Genomic DNA, 19,102 nt, shown 5'->3' with positions numbered 1-19,102 from the left:
AACTATTGTCATAACGTATAAAAACAAAAATCCCATTCGCACAATCATGTCCGAATGGGATTTTTTCATGAAAAACAGAATATTTTATCTACTCCATTCTTCTATACTAGCTTTATTCATTTCCACATATTCTTTGTTTCCGGCTGCTTCGGAGGCAGAGATAGACCATTTAGCGGTTTCAATAGCTCCTTTTTTATCGCCTTGTTTTGCCTGAATTAACGATTTTAATCTCAAATAATAAAAAGGCACCGACTTAGACAATTCAACTGCTTTATCTATATAAGTTCTTCCTTTTTCGATATCGCCATTAGACTGGTAATAATATTGGGCTGCGGTATAATATTCTTCCGGCGTAGGACCTGCTAATGTTTTTTCGATACTGGCAATAGCTTTCTTTTGAGTAGGAACTTCAAATTTTAAAGAAACAAATGAATTTTCCCAGGCAATATCTAAAGTCGCCGAATTACTGTCTAAATTCCCTATCGAAAGGGTAAAAGTTTCAACCGGTTTCACCAAAGCTTCTTCGTTAACTGTTGTTTTCAAAGCTACTTTAGACTCATCAAATTCTTTAGGCGTTCCCCAATTATCAGTTGCGGTATAAAACAATACTTCCCAACTTTGAATATTAGGAATGGTATATAAGGCATATTTACCTTTTTTTAAGGTCTTACCATTAATAACCACATCATCACTAAACGTAATGATTGAATTATCATTAGCTCCGGTTCTCCATAATTTTCCCAAAGGCACTAAATTTCCTAAAACCGATCTTCCTCTGGCCGAAGGACGTGAATATTCAATTTCAACATCTGTCAAACCTACCACTTGTTTTACAACGGCTTTCGGACTTGTTTCAGGAATTCTTACCTGAGCTTCAACAACATATTGAGAGATAATAAGAGACAAAACAACCAATATTCTTTTCATATCTGTAAAATTTATTTTTTAGCAGTCAATTATGTTATCGCTTTTTACTGATTGGTGTTTACTTACGCAAACTTGTTGTTAATTGCGATTTCATACATTCTGTATTTTTCTTTACTTTCAAATTTACAACTTCTTATAAACTAAGATGTTAATAATTGCATAATTTAGAATCCATATCTTTAACTCTGGCATAATCCAACTCATCAAAGTGATTGACAACATAATCCGCCAATGATAAATCCTGATTTTTAGAATGCAAACTATTGTAACCTATACACAAAATGCCTGCCGCTTTTCCGGCAACAATTCCGTTTGTGCTATCTTCAATAATAATACAATTTTCTTTTGGAGCCACTGATAAACTCGCTGCGTGTTCAAAAATAGCCGGATGTGGTTTTGATTTTGGAAAATCTTCACCACTTACTTTATGTGTGAAATATTTGTGCAAATCAAAACGGTTGAAAATACGTTCGATAGTTACTTTTGAAGCCGATGAAGCCAAAATTAACTGCACCCCATTTTGATGTAAATCCTCAATTAAATTGCGAACTCCCGCCAACAAGTCCAAGTCTTTTTTGGTATCAAAAGCATCATTAAAAATGCTTCTTTTTCTTTGAATCAAATCTTCAACTTCCTGTTCCAGTTGAAAAATATCTTTTAGTTTTTGAAAAATATTTCGGGTTGAATTTCCTGTAAACGAAGTGTATAATTCTTCGCTTACTTCGATATTTAACTCGGCAAATTGTTTGTAATACGAATAACGGTGTACCGGTTCCGTATCCACAATTACACCGTCCATATCAAAAATTACTGTTTGTATCATTTTTAGTTTGTTATTTTTAGTTTGTTGTTTATGCCGTAATCTGCATTTATTCCCTCTTCTAACTTCCTTCTTCCCTACTCTTTTTTAACGATATAACGAATTACCGTTTCGGCTGCGTGTAAACCAAATAAACACGGCATATAGCTATTGGTTCCGTAGAACGATTTTTTAAAATTAGAACCATCTGTCTTTTTCACACTGCCTTCGTCCGGTTTTTCGATAGAAAATACCGCTTTCACTCCACGGCTGACACCCATTTTCTTAAGGCGTTTTCGAACCACTTTGGCTAACGGGCACACATCGGTTTTGCTAATGTCTTTTACAACCACTTTACCTGCCTGCATTTTTCCTCCGGCTCCCATATTCGAAATAATTTTCACACCTTTTTTCTTAGCCCCTACAATCAGGTTTAATTTTGGAGTAATACTATCAATACAGTCTAAAACGTAATCAAAGTCGGTATTTACAATTTCGAAAGCACGTTCAGGAGAAAGAAATTCCTGGACACGGGTCAGTTGCAATTCCGGGTTAATATCCATTAATCTGTCACCTACAATGGTAATTTTAGGCTCCCCTACAGTAGAATGCAAAGCCGGCAATTGTCGGTTAATATTAGTAATGTCCACCACATCTCCATCAACAATAGTCATTTTCCCTACTCCTGCTCTGGCTAAAAATTCAGCCGCAAATGAGCCCACACCACCTAATCCTACTACAAGTATGTGTGCTTTTTGTAATTTTTCTAATCCTTCTTTTCTAAATAATAATTCAGCTCTTTCTGTCCATTCAGCCATAATAAAGGTATTTATGTATTCGGTAATTTATTTATTTATTAAAAACGGTATTGAAATTATTTGAAATAATTTGCTGCAATTCCGTTACAGTTATTTTTTTATATTTTGCTGCCAAGGCATACACTTCTTCAATAGTATAGTCAGAAGTATCAGTTTCCAAGAAAAAACGATTTTCGGGAACATTATTAAAAACCGATTCCAATTCGGGATTTACGAGTAAATATCTCCCAAAAGAAAGATAAAATCCATTATTGAGAAGTTGTTTTGCCAACTGCTCTTTTTTAGAAAATCCATGAATGATAATAGGAACTGTAATTTGCAATTGGTTCTTTATTTCAACTAGTTCCTGAAAAGCATGAACACAATGTATCACAAGCGGTTTTTGGAATTTTTCGGCTAAAAGGAATTGTCTTTTTAAACCTTCCAATTGAATCTCAAAAGAAGTTTCGCTGCGTTTATCCAAACCACATTCGCCTATTGCTAAGCATTCCGGTAAGCCAGCTTTTTGCTCCAGAATTTCTAAATCACTTTCTAATCGGTTTTCATCAATAAACAAAGGATGAATCCCAATCGAATAATTGGTGATTGTCTGGTCAAATTCCTGCGGATATTGATTAACTAATTCCAGAATGTGTTCCTGATTTTTAAACTGATGCGTATGTAAATTGAAATACTGCATTAGTCATGGAATTTTTTAACACCGGCACGAATAGCCACTTTCAAATTGTTTTCCAAAGGGACTCTCGGGCAGGAATAACGGTAACTATAAGCACAATACGGATTGTATGACCTATTAAAATCAATAGCTATGGTATTGCCTTTTGGGATTTTTAAATCAATGTATTTCCCGCCAATGTAACTTTCTTTTCCGGAGGTTTCGTCAAAAAATGGTAAAAACAAATCGTCTTTGTATTTGGGATTCTGAATTAATTCCAAATCCTGATACACATTCAGTAGGCATTTTTGCCCGTCGATTTCAAAGTGTACTTCTCCGTATTTCACATATACCGGCATTCTGTTAGTAGTAGTTTTCATTTTGAACGGCTTCTCCTGGGGAGTTCTCACAAAATGAGCGTTGACAAAATACTTTTTATTGACAGGATAGAAATCCAAACCTTTAAACTCAGCTAAATCTTTCGTTTCTAAAGGACTTGTTTTAGCATCGGCAAATTCCTTATTTAACTCCTGTTGGTATTTTTTGGCTGCAGCCAAATCAAATTTTTCCTGACTGAAACCAAAAACACTTTGGAACAAAATACTAAACAACAGAATATACCTCATCTTCAAATTTTTATGCAAAAATAGCTTAAAAGTTGTAAAGCTACAAAGGCAATTTGGTTAATACCTTAAAGCAGCAAAAATATCATAACCATTTAATTTCTCGCGACCATTAAGAAAAGTCAGCTCCATCAGGAAATTACATTGCACGATTTCGCCTCCCAATTTTTCAACCAATTCACAAACCGCTTTAGCCGTTCCTCCGGTTGCCAAAACATCATCGTGAATTAACACCTTATCCCCTTTTTGAATAGCATCTTTATGAATTTCTAAAATATCGGTTCCATATTCTAAATCATAAGAAGCAGAGATGGTTTCATAAGGCAATTTATTAGGCTTTCTCACTGGCACAAAACCGGCATTTAACCCCTGCGCTAATAACATTCCGAACAAAAAACCCCTACTTTCAGCACCAACGACCTTATTTATTTTTTGTCCTTTCAATGATTCCACTAAGATTTTAAGACATTCCTGAGTCGCTTTAGCGTCATTTAACAACGGAGTAATATCTTTAAACAAAATTCCTTCTTTTGGAAATCCCTGAATATCACGGATATATTTTTCTAACTTCATTTTTTTTAGTATTTATTGAAATTTATGCTTGCAAGTTACACATTTATCCCTATATTTGCACCCGCAATCACGCTTTACAAAGCAACTGCAAAAGGCCTCGTGGCGCAACTGAATAGCGCATCTGATTACGGCTCAGAAGGTTACTGGTTTGAATCCAGTCGAGGTCACAAAAATTAAAGCTTATTTCGAAAGAAATAAGCTTTTTTTATATATTTTAAACTCTATTTTATAAATCAAATCATACATATAACTGCGATTTATATTTTTCATAGAGTTCCTCGACTGGATTCAAACCGGCAAGAATCTAATTATCATTATTTTAAAAATTAGTTTTTTTAACAAATAGCACTTCTTAACTAACTACTTGATTAAAACCAAATCAAGAAAAGATAAATGATATAGATTTTAAAGGAACTTCTTTTCTGAACAAAAAGTTAATTCGAATTATACTGATGTTTTAGCAATTTAAGTTTTGTGACAGAATCGTAACACATGTATATTTAAATAAATCCCAGCAAAATCTAGATCAAAGAAATTTAGGTTTGAATATATTCATAATCAACAGTAATTCCCAATTTATCAACTACGCAATATAAATAGCGTCAAATGTTTTTTTACTTTGATTTAGGTTTTATCAAGTCTCCAGTTATGCCTCACAATGCTTTTTCACTTTTCATCTCCGACCCAATGAAAGATGTAAACTTATAAAACTATCGCTGAATAGGGGAAAGATCCACAATACTCCCTCTGATCTTCATTATTTTCTCAACATCGCTACAACTCAATGTAAATCATAATTTAAATAGACTACCTAAAGGATAATAACTTTGGGATAACAATGCCCTTTGGTATTCATTTAGTATTTTTTGAATCTCTAAAAATAATTAGTTACAAATAGATGCGACAAAGCTCATTTTTAAGTATTTAATTCTTTAGCAAACAAGTACAGGACATAAATATATCATATTTACTATTTCTAATAGTTAATCTAGCATCTTTTTGAGGCGCTGCAGTCAGCTTCAATCAATCATAACAAAGTTTTCTAAAGATAATTTATCTGTTTTCCTTCATTATTATACCACAAAAAACACTAATTATCTACAAAATAATTCCACAATAGATTAATTAGCTTATTATAAATCAAAATTTGATTTATAAATCTTTTATTTAAAAATTTGCAGTATAAATAACTATACCTAATTAAATGGAAGCGATCATATTAGGAGATTCAAGAATAAACGAAAAGAAAGATATGAAAAACACCAAAAATACAATCAAGTCTGATTTTGCATTCAAGCTCGATAGTACTTGTCTAGATGAAAACTATCACCCCTCAAGTCAAACACGTCTGACGACCAATTTTGCAAACTTGGCTAGAGGAAATAATCGTCAGCAAAACTTACGTAATGCCTTAAATATGATTAACAATCGATTCAATGCATTGGCTCATTTGGATAATCCTAAAGCTGATCGTTATCTTGTAGAACTTGAAATCATCACAGTAACGATGACTATTGATGATAAGAATGGTATTAACAATCTGCCGTTGATTGAAGTTTTAAAAACGAATATTTTTGACCGTAAAACTAACCAGCGTATCGAAGGTATCGCTGGAAATAATTTTTCTTCTTATGTCCGTGATTATGATTTCAGTATTTTATTGACCGAGTACAATAAAAATAAACCTGATTTTTGTATTCCTGAAAATTTTGGTGACTTGCACGGAAAACTGTATAAGTGCTTTGTGAATTCAGCCACTTATAAAGAGTACTTTAAGATGTCACCGATAATTTGTCTAAGTCTATCAAGCAACAAAACTTATACTCGTACTGAGTATCAGCATCCCGTTCTGGGTTTCGAGTATCTGCAGGATCAGTACTCTATCACTGATGAATATTTCTCTAAAATGGGTTTAAAAGTTCGTTTTTTCATGCCCCCGAACAGTGTTGCACCGATGGCTTTTTATCATTCCGGAGATCTGCTTGCTGATTATACTGATCTTGGACTAATCAGCTCAATCAGCACGATGGAGACTTTCCAGAAGATTTATCGCCCTGAAATTTACAATTCAAATTCAGCGGCCGGGAAAATCTATCAACCTAGCCTTAAACACGAAGATTATTCACTGACCCGCGTTGATTATGACCGCGAAGAGCGCAGCCGACTGGCTGTCGAACAGGGTAAATATGCAGAAGAGTATTTCATTAAGCCTTACAAAAATGCCTTAGAGCAGTGGTCTGCCAATTTTGATCTTTAATTAATTACAGCACATTAAAAATATTTTATTATGAAAAAATTAGTACCGACTTCAATTGTGGGAAGTTTACCTAAACCTGCCTGGCTTGCACCGCCCGAAAAACTCTGGTCGCCCTGGAAATTAGAAGGAGATCAGTTAATTGAAGGAAAACAGGATGCTTTGCGCATTTCTCTGCATGAACAGCAGTTGGCAGGCGTGGATATAATTAGTGATGGCGAACAGACACGCCAGCATTTCGTAACCACTTTTATCGAGCATTTAAGCGGTGTAGATTTTGAAAATCGTAAAATCGTAAAAATCCGTGACCGTTATGATGCAAGTGTTCCTGTCGTTGTAGGCGAGGTTGCACGCCAAAAAGCAGTTTTTGTCGAAGATGTCAAATTTTTACGCACGCTGACAGATCAACCTATAAAATGGGCACTGCCGGGACCGATGACAATGGTAGATACTTTGTATGATGACCATTACAAAAGCCGTGAAAAACTGGCATGGGAATTTGCGAAATTGCTTAATGAAGAAGCAAGAGAACTGCAAGATGCCGGGGTAGATATTATCCAGTTTGATGAACCGGCATTTAATGTGTTCTTTGATGAAGTAAACGATTGGGGAATGGTAGCATTGGAACGTGCCATTGAAGGTTTAAAATGCCAAACTGCGGTACATATCTGTTACGGTTATGGCATACAAGCTAATAATGACTGGAAAAAGACATTGGGTTCAGAGTGGCGCCAGTACGAGGAAATTTTCCCTAAAATTCAAAAATCCAATATTGATATTGTCTCATTGGAATGCCATAACTCGCGTGTGCCTTTTAATTTAATCGAACTGGTTCGCGGCAAAAAAGTAATGGTCGGTGCAATTGATGTGGCAACCAACACTATCGAAACACCGGAAGAAGTAGCAGATACCCTGCGTAGAACTCTTGAGTTTGTAGATATCGAAAACCTTTATCCTTCAACAAACTGCGGTATGGCTCCTTTGTCCCGAGACGTGGCAAGAGGCAAGTTAAATGCCTTAAGTGCAGGAGCAGAAATCATACGCAGAGAATTTGGGATGTAGTCTCAATCTACAATGCGTTTCCTGAATTACAGTTTTACGAAAACTCCTTTATAGGCCAGATTGGCTTTAAAAAATTCTTAATTGACATATTAAATATCATATTGAAAAAGTTATTACAAGTATTAAGCAAAGCAGGTTTCGACGGTTTCCTGCTAATGATAGGCACCATGATCCTGCTGGCTCATTTTTTGCCTCAGCCGGGCATGGTCAAAGAACCTGTTTCGCTGGAAGAGATTGCCAATATAGGCGTGTCGTTTATTTTTTTGTTTTATGGTTTGCGACTGAGTGTAGAAAAACTAAAAACCGGGCTTACAAACTGGAAAATGCACATTGTCGTCCAGCTGACAACCTTTTTGTTTTTTCCACTCATCGTTTTGGCATTTCGCCCCTTGTTTGTCAACAACGGCTTCGAATTACTTTGGCTGGGTGTATTTTTTCTGGCGGCTTTACCGTCCACAGTTTCCTCTTCTGTGGTCATGGTTTCTATCTCCAGGGGCAACATTCCCGCAGCCATTTTCAATGCGAGCATCTCAAGTTTGATAGGCGTAGTGGTTACACCGATTTGGGTTGGACTGTTCATCGCTTCTGCAACAGGCGATTTTGACACCACTGATATCTTCATAAAGCTGATTCTTCAAGTCTTATTGCCTGTCATCATCGGCATCAGTCTCAACTCCCGTTTTGGCGCCATTGCCGAAAAATATAAGAAACAGCTCAAATATTTCGATCAGGGAGTTATCCTAACGATCATTTACACGTCTTTTTGCAAGTCATTCTCCCAGCATCTTTTTGAAGGCTTCACCGCTCTTGAACTTGCCGGACTAGCTGCGGGGATGGTGGGTTTATTTTTTGCTGTATTCCTTTGTGTAGGACTACTCAGCCGCTTGTTTGGCTTTTCAGTTGAAGATCGTATTACGGTCTTATTTTGTGGATCTAAAAAGTCATTAGTACATGGCACAGTCATGTCAAAAGTGCTCTTTCAGCATAGCACCATCACCGGTATCGTATTGTTGCCGCTTATGCTTTACCATGCCTTTCAATTAATTGCCTCCAGCGTCATCGCTCAGCGTATGGCTCAACGGAAAAAAGCATAATATTCACAGAAACATCTTACATAATTAACTTAGCAAAAAAGATCTCCCGCAGATGGCATAGATGAAGGTTTTTAGCTGCTTGTCTTTGATCAACAATAACAATTTTAAAAAAGTGGTATGAAACTTTTAAAAAAAACACAGTTAGGCGGTGTCAGCCTAAAAAACAGAATGGTAATGGCTGCGATGACCAGGGGCCGTACAGACATAAATGGCTTAGTGGGTGATTTAACAGTAGAGTACTACACCCAAAGGGCAAGTGCAGGTATGCTGTTAACCGAATCCATAAGAATCAGTGAAGAAGCTACCGGCAGTCCGCTCACTCCTGGTATTTTTACCAATCAACAAATAGATGCATGGAAGAAAGTTACAGCGGCGGTACACGATAAGGGCGGAGTTATTATAGCTCAGCTTTGGCACACCGGCCGCATGGGACATTCTGTAGACAGAAACGGCAGGCTCCCTTTAGCGCCATCACCCCTGCCTGTAAGGGGAATGCAGCATTTTACCTCCCAAGGTAAGAAGGATTACGAAATACCTCAGGAAATGACAATCCAAGAAATCAAGCAGACTATAAAGGACTATGGCCAGGCCGCAAAAAATGCCATAGCCGCAGGTTTTGACGGGGTTCAGCTTCATGCTGCCAATGGATATCTGCCCAACCAGTTTTTAGCAGAAAGTGCCAACCAAAGGACAGATGGTTATGGCGGCAGCATACCTAACAAAGTCCGCTTTGTACTGGAAGTGATGCAGGAATTAATCAGTGCCGTGGGTAGTGAAAAGGTGGGTATTAAAATATCCCCTTACCATCCCTATGGTGATATGGTATTGGATGACCCTGCCGGCACCTATACCTACCTGATTGAAGAACTGAACAAACTGGACTTTGCCCATGTTGAACTCATGAGACGAAGTTCCAATTTCCCTTCGCCTGAACATTATGCCGCTGAAAACGAGATTGAATTCTTTGGCAGTAAGATACGCCAAACACTTATTGCTAATTCAGGGTATGACAAGACTTCTGCCGAAGAAGAACTTGAAAAAGGTATAGCAAAGCTTATTTCCTTTGGCACGTTATACATCGCAAACCCTGACCTGCCTGAACGGTTTGAAAAAAGTGCCACGCTTAATAAACCAGACAGGACAACAATGTTTGGGGGCGGTAAACATGGTTATACTGATTATCCGCTTTGGAATGAATAAAATCCATACAATATAGACAAGTAAACCAAACCAGTACACTAAAAAAGCATTCTACAAGCGGACTTCATATTGAAATATCAATCAGCTCAATTCGCTATGCGAAGTTATGTTATACAACTAAAAAAACTATCAGACATTCTTACTTAAGAGAATTCAGCTGTTTTAAAACACAAAACAGGTGTTATTTATTTTTTTAAATGTATTTTTGAAACTTAAGAAGATTTTTATTCTATGGAAGAACTCGATACTACCGATCTGCTTTTGCTGAAAATACTGGGAAACAATTCAAGTTTTACCATCAAGGAACTGGCCGCGCAGGTAAATCTGTCTCCAACTCCTGTGCTGCAGCGTGTAAAAAGGCTCGAAAATAATGGGTACATCAAAAAATACATCGCCTTAATTGACCATGAGAAATTTGGACATGGATTTATTGTTTTTTGCAATATAAAGCTCAAACAACATGATCGCAACATCGGCAACAGCTTTGTCGAGGATATTATGAAAATTGATGAAGTGGTGGAATGTTATAATATTTCTGGAGATTATGATTTTATCCTTAAGGTTTTCGCTAAGGATATGAAACATTATCAGAATTTCGTCTTTAATAAATTAGGTTCCGTCGAAAGTATCGGCAGTACGCAGAGCACTTTTGTAATGTCTGAAATAAAAAATCTGCACAACATTAATTTATAAATAGATTGTTGCTAAAAAAAGCCCTGTCTGTATCAGTACCCAAAAGGGCTTCAAAAAATCAAAATTTAAAGTAAATAAAGGTGGACAACTTTTCGAACATTTAACCTTTACTATACATATAAACCGCTTTTACAAAAATTAAAAATATTTATCTTACAAGTAAACTTAAAAAACAGGCCAATTTCTTCAAATCCTGCATAAAATGGTTTGAAAATTGTATCGTAGGGGTCACAAAAAATCCCATTTCACTATGAATTGGGATTTTTTTTATGGCTTTTTTTACTATTTACACATTAAACAGACTTGTAAAAGTTTTTTATCATAAAAATAGACCTAGTCAATCCTCCTTAAACACTCATAAATAACATTTTATTGATTTTTTAGATATTTCAAGATTCATGTGAGTTTATTTTTTCTAAAGTTTTATTTCATTTTTTTATATTTATGCACTTTACCTACTAATAACATGAATAATAAAGAAAAACCTGTACCCCATAACGAGCCAGAACGTCTAGCAGCATTAAAACGCTATAACATTCTTGACACACTACCTGAGCACGCATTTGATGATGCAACAAAACTTGTTTCCTATATATGTGGTGTACCTATTGCACATATATCATTCATTGATGAAAACAGACAATGGTTTAAATCGGAAATTGGAATTGGAGTTTCAGAAGTACCCCGGGAAATTAGTTTTTGCCAGTATACTATTATGGATACAAAACTGGTTGAAATACCCGATACCTTTTTAAATGAACAATTTAGAAATGATCCTAATGTTGTTGACGGTTTTAAAATCAGGTTTTACGCCGGTATTCCACTTACAACACCTGACGGTTATAATATAGGAACTATATGTGCTATTGACCATACTACCAAAGAGCTGAATGATAACCAACGAAATGCTCTTTCGATTATTGCGAAGCATGTAATAAACCAATTGGAACTTAGAACAAAAAATATTGAACTGGACACTCAGAAAAAAATTGCAGAACTTGCCGTACTCGCAAAAGATAGTTTTTTGGCAAATATGAGTCACGAAATCAGAACACCTTTAAATGCTGTAATTGGATTTACTGATCTTCTGGCCCAAACAAAACTGGATAAGCTTCAGCGTGATTACATTGACAGTGTACAAATTGCCGGAGAAAATCTGCTTTTAATAATTAATGACATTCTGGATCTTTCTAAAATTGAATCCGGCAATCTGGCTATTGAAGCACAACCATTCAATCTAAAAAAGACATTAAAACATGTTTATGATTTACTAAAAGTAAAAGCCTCGCCAGCTGTTGAATTCAACCTGTTTCTGGATGCCGATATGCCTGAAATGGTTATTGGCGATCACGGAAGACTGAACCAAATACTGGTTAACCTTACTGGAAACGCCTTAAAATTTACTGAAGAAGGTGAAGTAACTATTTCTGTCAAAAAAATAGATGAAACTGCCGATTATTATTCGCTTCGATTCTCTGTTAAAGATACCGGAATAGGCATTCCTGAGGATAAACTTAAAACTATTTTTGACCGTTTTACACAAGCTGAAGAAAGTACTACGCGAAGATTTGGAGGTACCGGACTGGGACTAAACATCGTAAAACAGCTAATTGAAATGCAGAATTCCCAAATTCACGTAAAAAGTAAAGAGAATCGGGGTTCAGAATTTTTCTTTCAAATAAATTACAAAAAAGCAAACCCTGTTGAATCAGAAACGGAATCAATTGCAGACGACGATCTTGGTAAACTTAAAATTCTTCTTTGCGAAGACAATATCATAAACCAGAAACTGGCAAAAAGTGTCATCCTTAATTTCGGATTTGAGTTAGACATTGCTGAAAATGGTGAAAAAGGAATCGATTTATTATTACAAAACGAATATGATTTGGTGTTAATGGATTTGCAGATGCCTTTTAAAGATGGTTATCAAACCACCGAATACATTAGGAATGAAATGAATTCCAACATTCCTATTATTGCCATGACTGCTCATTCTCTGGTAGGTGAACAGGAACGTTGTTTCAAAATTGGTATGGATGCTTATGTGCCAAAACCTTTTAAGCAGCAATTACTTTTAGAGACTATAAAAACTGTAATAAACAAAGATAATAAGGCGCAACCAAAACGAAAGATTGATTTATCTTATTTAGATGATCTATCATGTGGAAATCCAAACTTTAAGCAGGAAATGATTGCTCTTTTTATCGAAAAAATCCCGAATGAAGCAATACAACTCGAAGAAGCAATCCAGAATATTGACCATGACAAAGTGAAAAAGTTGTCACATAATATGAAATCCAGTATAGATTTGTTCATGCTGGATGATCTTAGTCATTGTTTGTCAGTTATTGAGCAAGAAGCTAAATCCGGACAGTTTACTGAAACTTCAAATAAAATTACTGTTTTACAGTACGGAATTGCTGATGTAATTAAAATTTTAAAGGAACTATGATAAAAGAGAAATATGCAATAGCTTTGTATAAATTTTAGATTTTGTAAAATTAAGTTTGTCCCAAAACAAATATTCAAAACAATGAAAATAATCTTATCTGAAGATAATGAAATCCTACGCAAATCATTATCTTTTTTCCTGGAGTCCAAAGGATTTACTGTTGACCAGTTTTCTGATGGTAAGGATGCCCTCGATGCTATACGTACAAATGAGTATGATCTGATTTTGACAGATATAAATATACCCGGCATCAGCGGAATGGAAATTACGCAATATGTAAGACAGAGCATTGGCTCAGATATTCCAATAATTATATTTACTTCATCGGGTATTGAGCAGACCGAATTGGATTCTTTTGACATAGGTGCAAACGAATTTATTGCTAAACCGGTGAGTCCGGCTGTACTTTTAGTAAGAATCAATAAGTTACTAAACATACGTGTTTAATGACATTTCTGATATGATAAAAATAGCGGAACTTTATAAGAATAGTGACGCATGGATTGAGTCATTCCTAATCCTGTCAATTAGCCTGTTTATAGGGGCATCATTGATACTGTATCTATTGATTATCAGGAGTCGAAGCAATAATATTAGAAAAGAAAAACTCCGAATCGAATACAATATACTTATTGATAAATTAATGTTTTCGGTAGTTTTTCAGGATACTCCTTTTTCTGCCATTAAGGAAGACAAAAATTATAGTAAGCTTTCTAATACTACTTTCTTCAGATCAATTTTAACCGAATCCATTATAAATCTCCATACAAACTACGAAGGTATTTATGCCCAAAAGCTGGAACAATTTTATAAAGAGTCCGGATTAATAAATGATTCATTTAAAAAGCTCAAAAGCGCAAAATGGGAACTAAAGTGTAAAGGAATTACCGAACTTGCGGAATTGAATATAAATGAGGCTTTTGACAGTATAGTAGAAGTGGCTAAAGCCAAAAATAAAACTTTAAAAATCACAGCAATAAATGCCTGCATCAAACTTGCAGGTACAAAAGGAATAGTACACCTTACAGCGCATCCTTACCCTATTGACGATTGGACTCAGGTAAATATTATAAACGCTTTTAAAAAACACGATATAGGTGATATTAGAGGTGTAGAACTCTTATTAGAATCACAAAACACCACTGTTGTAACACTTGGATTAAAGCTTATTAAAGAGCTTAAACTTTCTCAAAAAATCCCTCATGTAGAAAAATTAGTTGCCAGAACTCCAGACACACTAATACAGAATGAAGCACAAAACGTATTGCAGGCATTAACAATATAACAATAGCAGCAAATGACTTTTTTTAATAGTGAAATAAGCGCATTTTTTGAGATCTATCTAATCCTGATACTTGGGTATGCAATACTCATTATGTCTTCTTATCTTATATTAGCCTATCTTTCTACAAAAGAACTAAAAGAATATCTGAAAAAAAATAGTTTTGTAGACTACGAAGTGCTACTTACAAGTGAATTTGCGCCAAGCCTTTCACTAATTGCTCCAGCCTACAACGAAGGTTTCACCATTGAAGAAAATGTAAAATCATTACTTTCCTTAAACTACAATAATTATCAGGTAATTGTGGTGAATGATGGCAGTAAGGACAATTCGATGGATATCCTCATTAAGACCTATGACCTTGTTCTGACGGAACTTGATATTCATTCAAAAATTGAAACGAAAAAAGTTAAAGGAATTTACACTTCCAGAAACGCTGCTTATAAAAAACTGATAGTGGTTGACAAAGAAAACGGCGGTAAAGCCGATGCTTTGAATGTAGGACTTAACATTGCACAAAATCAGTATGTAGTATGTATTGATGTAGATTGTATCCTTGATAAAGATTCATTGCTTAAACTGGCAAAACCATTTCTTGAATCTTACGGTAAGCGCGTTATTGCTACCGGTGGTGTAGTAAGGATTGCAAACCAGTGTATCATCAAAAACGGACGCTTAGTCGAAGTAAATATTCCGAATGTGATGCTGCCAAGAATACAGGTTTTAGAATACCTTAGAGCATTTCTTTTGGGAAGAATGGCCTGGGGAAGACTCGATGGATTATTGCTTATCAGTGGTGCATTTGGCGCATTTGATAAAGAAATAGCTTTGCTTACCGGCGGTTATAGTACAAAAACCGTGGGTGAAGACATGGAACTGGTAGTACGCATGCGTCGTTATATGCTTGAAAACAAGATACCCTATGCAGTTAGTTATATACCGGATCCTCTTTGCTGGACAGAAGCTCCTGAAGACTCTAAAATATTCAAAAAACAGCGCAGCCGCTGGATGCGAGGAACCATAGAAACCCTTAACATTCATAAAAAAATGTTCCTGAATCCTAGATACAAGCTACTGGGAATGCTCAGTGTACCTTACTGGACATTTTTTGAATTCCTGGCTCCTGCAATAGAGTTTATAGGCCTTATAATAACAATTTTGCTTATTGCATTTGGTTTATTGAACTGGTATTTTTTCTTTTTACTACTTCTATTTGTTTACTTTTTTGCTATATTATTTTCAGTTATGGCTCTTTACAGTGAAGAACATACCTACCACAAGTATCCAAAACAAGCCGATTTTTTAAAACTGTTGTTGGCTGCTTTTATAGAACCCTTGTATTTTCATCCTCTAACAGTATATGCTGCTTTAATTGGTTACAAAGAAAAAATGATGGGTACCAAAGGCTGGGGTGAAATGACAAGAAAAGGATTTACTAAAAGATAGGACTATTTGTTCTTTAAAAATATTTTCGAAACTCAAAAATAGTATCCGAAAGGAAACTGAATCATCCTAAAATAGATTGACAAAGAGAAACCACGATAAGGATATCTAAAGAACTTTTATCAACACTAAAAAAGCATGTATTCAACAGAGCTTACTAAACTACTGCTTACTATCCTCCAAAAATCTTATTTTTTTATTTATATTTAATCTAAATTAATAATAAATAATTTTATATTTGCATCGATTTTAGACGATTTTGAAAATCGTTATTAACTACAAATTTTCCAGCCAAAATCTGTAAAAAGCAACAACTTAAACCGTTAACAAATAAATTTATCAAATATGAAAACAAACCTATTCCAAACAACAATAATTGCTTTTTTGCTATTTGTTTCAGCACCTGCTGCATTTGCTCATGCACTTTGGATTGAAACTAAAGCTACCGGTAGTAAAGGAAAACCTCAGGAAATTTCAGTGTATTTTGGTGAATTTTCAGAAAATGACATCACAAAATCTGATAAATGGTTTTCGGATTTAAAAGATTTCACACTACTGGTAATCAGCCCGACGAAAAAAGAAATCAAATTAAAATCGACCGCACTGGAGAACAAATACCAGGCATTCTTTACTCCTGATGAAGAAGGGGTTTATACCGTAGTTATGCAGCATACCGTAAAAGACATTTATGGTACTATGGTACTGGATTACAATTCCAGCGCTAACATTGTGGTAGGAAACAAACTCAACGGAAACTTAAGCACTAACAACAGCAACAAAATAGCTGTTTTTACCGAAAACACAACTGATATACGCAAAAACCAAAAGATTACCGCTATTGCTATCTATAACAATGCTATTGCAAAATCACAAAAAGTAAAAGTTATTGCGCCAAATGGCTGGGAAAAAGAATTATGGACAAACGAAAACGGAGAAATTTCGTTTACTCCGATTTGGTCAGGAAATTATATGATTGAGTTTTCTCAAACAGAGAAGAAATCCGGAGAACACCACGGAAAAAAATACGACGAAATATGGAAAATGGCAACTTACCAACTCGTTGTGAACTAATCTTATTAATTGATTTCATAAAAAAAGGTCTTAATGCTTATTTGCGTTAAAGACCTTTTTTTATTACTGTTTTTTAGCTGCTTTCTCAGCCTTAATTTTTTTGGTATAATCTGCGTACATCTGACGCCAGTTACGACCATTATTGTTCAAATATTGCTCGGCTTGTGTTTTATAAATTTCAAAAATTGCCGATATCTCCTTCATACTTTTATAATCAACGGCCTGTTCACGTGCTTTTTCTAATAATTTCTGAATTTCAGCAGTCTCAGCAGCCGTCATTTGAGGGACAATCGCCTGATAACCCTTCATCGTAAAAGCAACTTTTCCGATAGTGTATTTATCCAAAACCAATGCTACTTGCTCTTCGCTCAAATCTTTTCTTAAGCCTGACATTAAATCCTGATGAATACTGGAAGGCATTGCTGAATCGGCAATAATTTGTCGATGCAATTCCGAAAGCGGCTTCCCGTCTAAAGGATTGATTCCAGCCGGAACTGTAGTAGCAGGATGGCTATTGTGCCAATCTTTTATTAATGAAAGGTGCGTTGCAACCACTTGGACTAATCGGTCTTCTTTTGCGTTATCCTTCAACTCTAATGTGCTGATCCATTCTTTTGCCTTTTTAACTTCTTCATCAGAAGCCTTTACTGATTGTGCATTTGCCAGAGTACCCAAAGTCATCAATCCAATGAGCAGTGCGACTTTAATCTTTTTTGCTTTCATTTATAATTTTTTTTTGTTTTATATTATTATGTGTTAAAAACACAATTCCAATTAATATCAAAAAACAAGCCAAAAATGTCCTTTAAAATTTATTGTAATAAATTCATTTGTTTGCATCAAAAACAACTTTCAAATGCTTATTTTTAACCGACCCAATAAATTAAAAAATACCTGCTCATGAAAAAACTACTTTTATTTTCTTTTCTTGCTCTGTCAACTTTAGGCTGGAGTCAAACTGCCGAAAACTATTTTGATCAGGCAATGAAAAAATCGGATGCCGGAAATACCCAAGGCGCAATAGCCGATTACAACAAAGCCATAAAAATGAAACCCGATTTTGTTGTTGCTTATTTAAACCGGGGCATGGAAAAAATAAAAATCAATGATCTTCAGGGAGCATTGACTGACGTGAATAAAACAATAGAAATGCACGACGACAACACCTATGCTTATACCACCAGAGCTAATATTTATTACAAACTGAAAGACTACAAAGCGGCTTTGAATGACTGTAATACAGCCATCAAATTTAATTCGGGAGATTATATTACTTATAATTTAAGAGGTCTTACATACATTCATCTGGAAGACAAAAAAAGTGCCTGCGCCGATTTTGCCAAGGCCCAACAACTGGGAAGCCAGAGTGCTGCTAAAAACCTAAAGATGTTTTGTAAATAATACAAATTATTAAACAGCCGGAAATTTTCCGGCATAACTAAAAAAAGCTGTTTCAATTTCTCGAAACAGCTTTTTTCTTTTTCTGTAAAATCTATTTTTGGGTTAATTTTTTAAGTTCCGTTCCACCCGGAATTTGCATTTTATCAGTTAAAATAGCAATATCACTCAAACTAAAAACACCGGTTAACGACATTAAAACCGCCCTATTAATACCGTTGGCATCGTCTTCAATAAACATTAAAAACTCACTGAGCTGGTTGTTGCCTCCGGAGCGTTTTACATCAATTGTAATTTGTTTTCCATGTTCATTTACTTTTTTCAACTCTTCTAAAAAAGCTGCTTTTATATAACTATCAGCAACCGTTTTCATTTCCCGGGCTGCCTTAGTATTTGTTGTCGAAAAAACCTTTAAATTTTCTAAATTCTGAATTAATTTCAAATATTGCTGTGTTTCCTTGTCCGAAGGATCTACTTTTACCTTACTCATCAATTCAAACATTTTTTTGTTTACTACTACCGAAACAATTTCTTCCTGTCCGTCAAACTGATCAAAAACAGTTTGTCCGTAAAATAAATTTGAAGCAAAGGCAACTACTAATGTAATCAGTACTTTTTTCATTGTCATATCTTTATATTAAAATTATGTTCTTATTTACAACTATACTTACCATTTCTATGCCAAAAAAAAACACCTCTTCTAACAGCTGTCATAACCATAGAAAACGTAATTTTAGATAAAAAAACCAGCGTATCGA

The 19,102-nt window shown here is 35.2% G+C and carries 19 protein-coding genes and 1 tRNA gene; 12 read left to right on the top strand and 8 right to left on the bottom strand.

The window, feature by feature from the left end; translation table 11 throughout:
• Nucleotides 1-84: 84 nt before the first annotated feature.
• The 6 genes from IEV84_RS14010 to IEV84_RS13985 form a co-directional block, all read right to left on the bottom strand.
• A complete protein-coding gene (locus tag IEV84_RS14010) occupies nucleotides 85-927 on the bottom strand; it encodes a DUF2911 domain-containing protein (RefSeq protein ID WP_188494977.1) in 843 nt (280 codons plus the stop codon).
• 148 nt (nucleotides 928-1,075) lie between these two features.
• Nucleotides 1,076-1,750 carry an HAD family hydrolase gene (locus IEV84_RS14005; protein ID WP_188494975.1) on the bottom strand — a complete coding sequence of 225 codons (675 nt, stop codon included), beginning with the start codon at nucleotides 1,748-1,750 and terminating at the stop codon, nucleotides 1,076-1,078.
• A 74-nt stretch (nucleotides 1,751-1,824) separates the two neighbouring features.
• Entirely contained in the window at nucleotides 1,825-2,544 is a 720-nt protein-coding gene (locus IEV84_RS14000; protein WP_188494973.1) for a tRNA threonylcarbamoyladenosine dehydratase, read from the bottom strand.
• A gap of 31 nt (nucleotides 2,545-2,575) precedes the next feature.
• Entirely contained in the window at nucleotides 2,576-3,223 is a 648-nt protein-coding gene (locus IEV84_RS13995) for a TatD family hydrolase (RefSeq protein ID WP_188494971.1), read from the bottom strand.
• A complete protein-coding gene (locus tag IEV84_RS13990; protein ID WP_188494969.1) occupies nucleotides 3,223-3,825 on the bottom strand; it encodes a DUF1684 domain-containing protein in 603 nt (200 codons plus the stop codon). The genes IEV84_RS13995 and IEV84_RS13990 overlap by 1 nt, the downstream gene beginning before the upstream one ends.
• Before the next feature lie 57 nt (nucleotides 3,826-3,882).
• Nucleotides 3,883-4,395: an adenine phosphoribosyltransferase gene (locus IEV84_RS13985; protein ID WP_188494967.1), complete on the bottom strand. Its 513-nt coding sequence runs from the start codon at nucleotides 4,393-4,395 to the stop codon at nucleotides 3,883-3,885.
• A 93-nt stretch (nucleotides 4,396-4,488) separates the two neighbouring features.
• Here IEV84_RS13985 and IEV84_RS13980 point away from each other — a divergent pair.
• The 11 genes from IEV84_RS13980 (at nucleotide 4,489) to IEV84_RS13930 (ending at nucleotide 16,946) form a co-directional block, all read left to right on the top strand.
• A tRNA-Arg gene (locus IEV84_RS13980) sits at nucleotides 4,489-4,562 on the top strand.
• A gap of 1,037 nt (nucleotides 4,563-5,599) precedes the next feature.
• Nucleotides 5,600-6,652, top strand: coding sequence for a DUF1852 domain-containing protein (locus IEV84_RS13975; protein WP_229732697.1), 1,053 nt, complete (start codon nucleotides 5,600-5,602; stop codon nucleotides 6,650-6,652).
• Nucleotides 6,653-6,682: 30 nt separating this feature from the next.
• The gene (locus tag IEV84_RS13970; protein WP_188494965.1) at nucleotides 6,683-7,711 is read left to right on the top strand and encodes a methionine synthase; all 1,029 of its coding nucleotides are present in this window, start codon (nucleotides 6,683-6,685) and stop codon (nucleotides 7,709-7,711) included.
• 101 nt (nucleotides 7,712-7,812) lie between these two features.
• On the top strand, nucleotides 7,813-8,805 hold the full coding sequence (locus IEV84_RS13965; RefSeq protein ID WP_188494963.1) for a bile acid:sodium symporter family protein: 993 nt from the start codon (nucleotides 7,813-7,815) through the stop codon (nucleotides 8,803-8,805).
• A 117-nt stretch (nucleotides 8,806-8,922) separates the two neighbouring features.
• Nucleotides 8,923-10,005: an alkene reductase gene (locus IEV84_RS13960; protein WP_188494961.1), complete on the top strand. Its 1,083-nt coding sequence runs from the start codon at nucleotides 8,923-8,925 to the stop codon at nucleotides 10,003-10,005.
• 231 nt (nucleotides 10,006-10,236) lie between these two features.
• Nucleotides 10,237-10,698 carry an Lrp/AsnC family transcriptional regulator gene (locus tag IEV84_RS13955; RefSeq protein WP_125720493.1) on the top strand — a complete coding sequence of 154 codons (462 nt, stop codon included), beginning with the start codon at nucleotides 10,237-10,239 and terminating at the stop codon, nucleotides 10,696-10,698.
• Between the two features lie 466 nt (nucleotides 10,699-11,164).
• On the top strand, nucleotides 11,165-13,150 hold the full coding sequence (locus IEV84_RS13950; RefSeq protein ID WP_188494960.1) for a GAF domain-containing hybrid sensor histidine kinase/response regulator: 1,986 nt from the start codon (nucleotides 11,165-11,167) through the stop codon (nucleotides 13,148-13,150).
• 81 nt (nucleotides 13,151-13,231) lie between these two features.
• Nucleotides 13,232-13,597 carry a response regulator transcription factor gene (locus IEV84_RS13945; protein ID WP_188494958.1) on the top strand — a complete coding sequence of 122 codons (366 nt, stop codon included), beginning with the start codon at nucleotides 13,232-13,234 and terminating at the stop codon, nucleotides 13,595-13,597.
• 13 nt (nucleotides 13,598-13,610) lie between these two features.
• On the top strand, nucleotides 13,611-14,435 hold the full coding sequence (locus IEV84_RS13940; RefSeq protein ID WP_188494956.1) for a hypothetical protein: 825 nt from the start codon (nucleotides 13,611-13,613) through the stop codon (nucleotides 14,433-14,435).
• A gap of 12 nt (nucleotides 14,436-14,447) precedes the next feature.
• The gene (locus IEV84_RS13935) at nucleotides 14,448-15,878 is read left to right on the top strand and encodes a glycosyltransferase family 2 protein (RefSeq protein ID WP_188494954.1); all 1,431 of its coding nucleotides are present in this window, start codon (nucleotides 14,448-14,450) and stop codon (nucleotides 15,876-15,878) included.
• Nucleotides 15,879-16,220: 342 nt separating this feature from the next.
• Complete coding sequence (locus tag IEV84_RS13930) at nucleotides 16,221-16,946, top strand: hypothetical protein (protein ID WP_188494952.1); 726 nt, start codon at nucleotides 16,221-16,223, stop codon at nucleotides 16,944-16,946.
• 63 nt (nucleotides 16,947-17,009) lie between these two features.
• Here IEV84_RS13930 and IEV84_RS13925 read toward each other — a convergent pair whose 3' ends face one another.
• Nucleotides 17,010-17,669 (bottom strand): DUF3826 domain-containing protein, encoded by a 660-nt coding sequence (locus tag IEV84_RS13925; RefSeq protein ID WP_188494950.1) that lies wholly within the window; start codon nucleotides 17,667-17,669, stop codon nucleotides 17,010-17,012.
• Nucleotides 17,670-17,846: 177 nt separating this feature from the next.
• On the opposite strand from IEV84_RS13925, the gene IEV84_RS13920 reads away from it, so the two are divergent.
• A complete protein-coding gene (locus tag IEV84_RS13920) occupies nucleotides 17,847-18,347 on the top strand; it encodes a tetratricopeptide repeat protein (RefSeq protein ID WP_188494948.1) in 501 nt (166 codons plus the stop codon).
• 91 nt (nucleotides 18,348-18,438) lie between these two features.
• On the opposite strand, the gene IEV84_RS13915 is transcribed toward IEV84_RS13920, so the two are convergent.
• Nucleotides 18,439-18,966, bottom strand: a complete 528-nt coding sequence (locus IEV84_RS13915; RefSeq protein WP_188494946.1) for a GFO_1090 family protein — start codon at nucleotides 18,964-18,966, stop codon at nucleotides 18,439-18,441.
• Nucleotides 18,967-19,102 lie beyond the last annotated feature (136 nt).

Source organism: Flavobacterium palustre, assembly GCF_014639535.1.
GTDB lineage: Bacteria > Bacteroidota > Bacteroidia > Flavobacteriales > Flavobacteriaceae > Flavobacterium > Flavobacterium palustre.
This window is presented reverse-complemented; position numbering and strand designations above follow the sequence as displayed.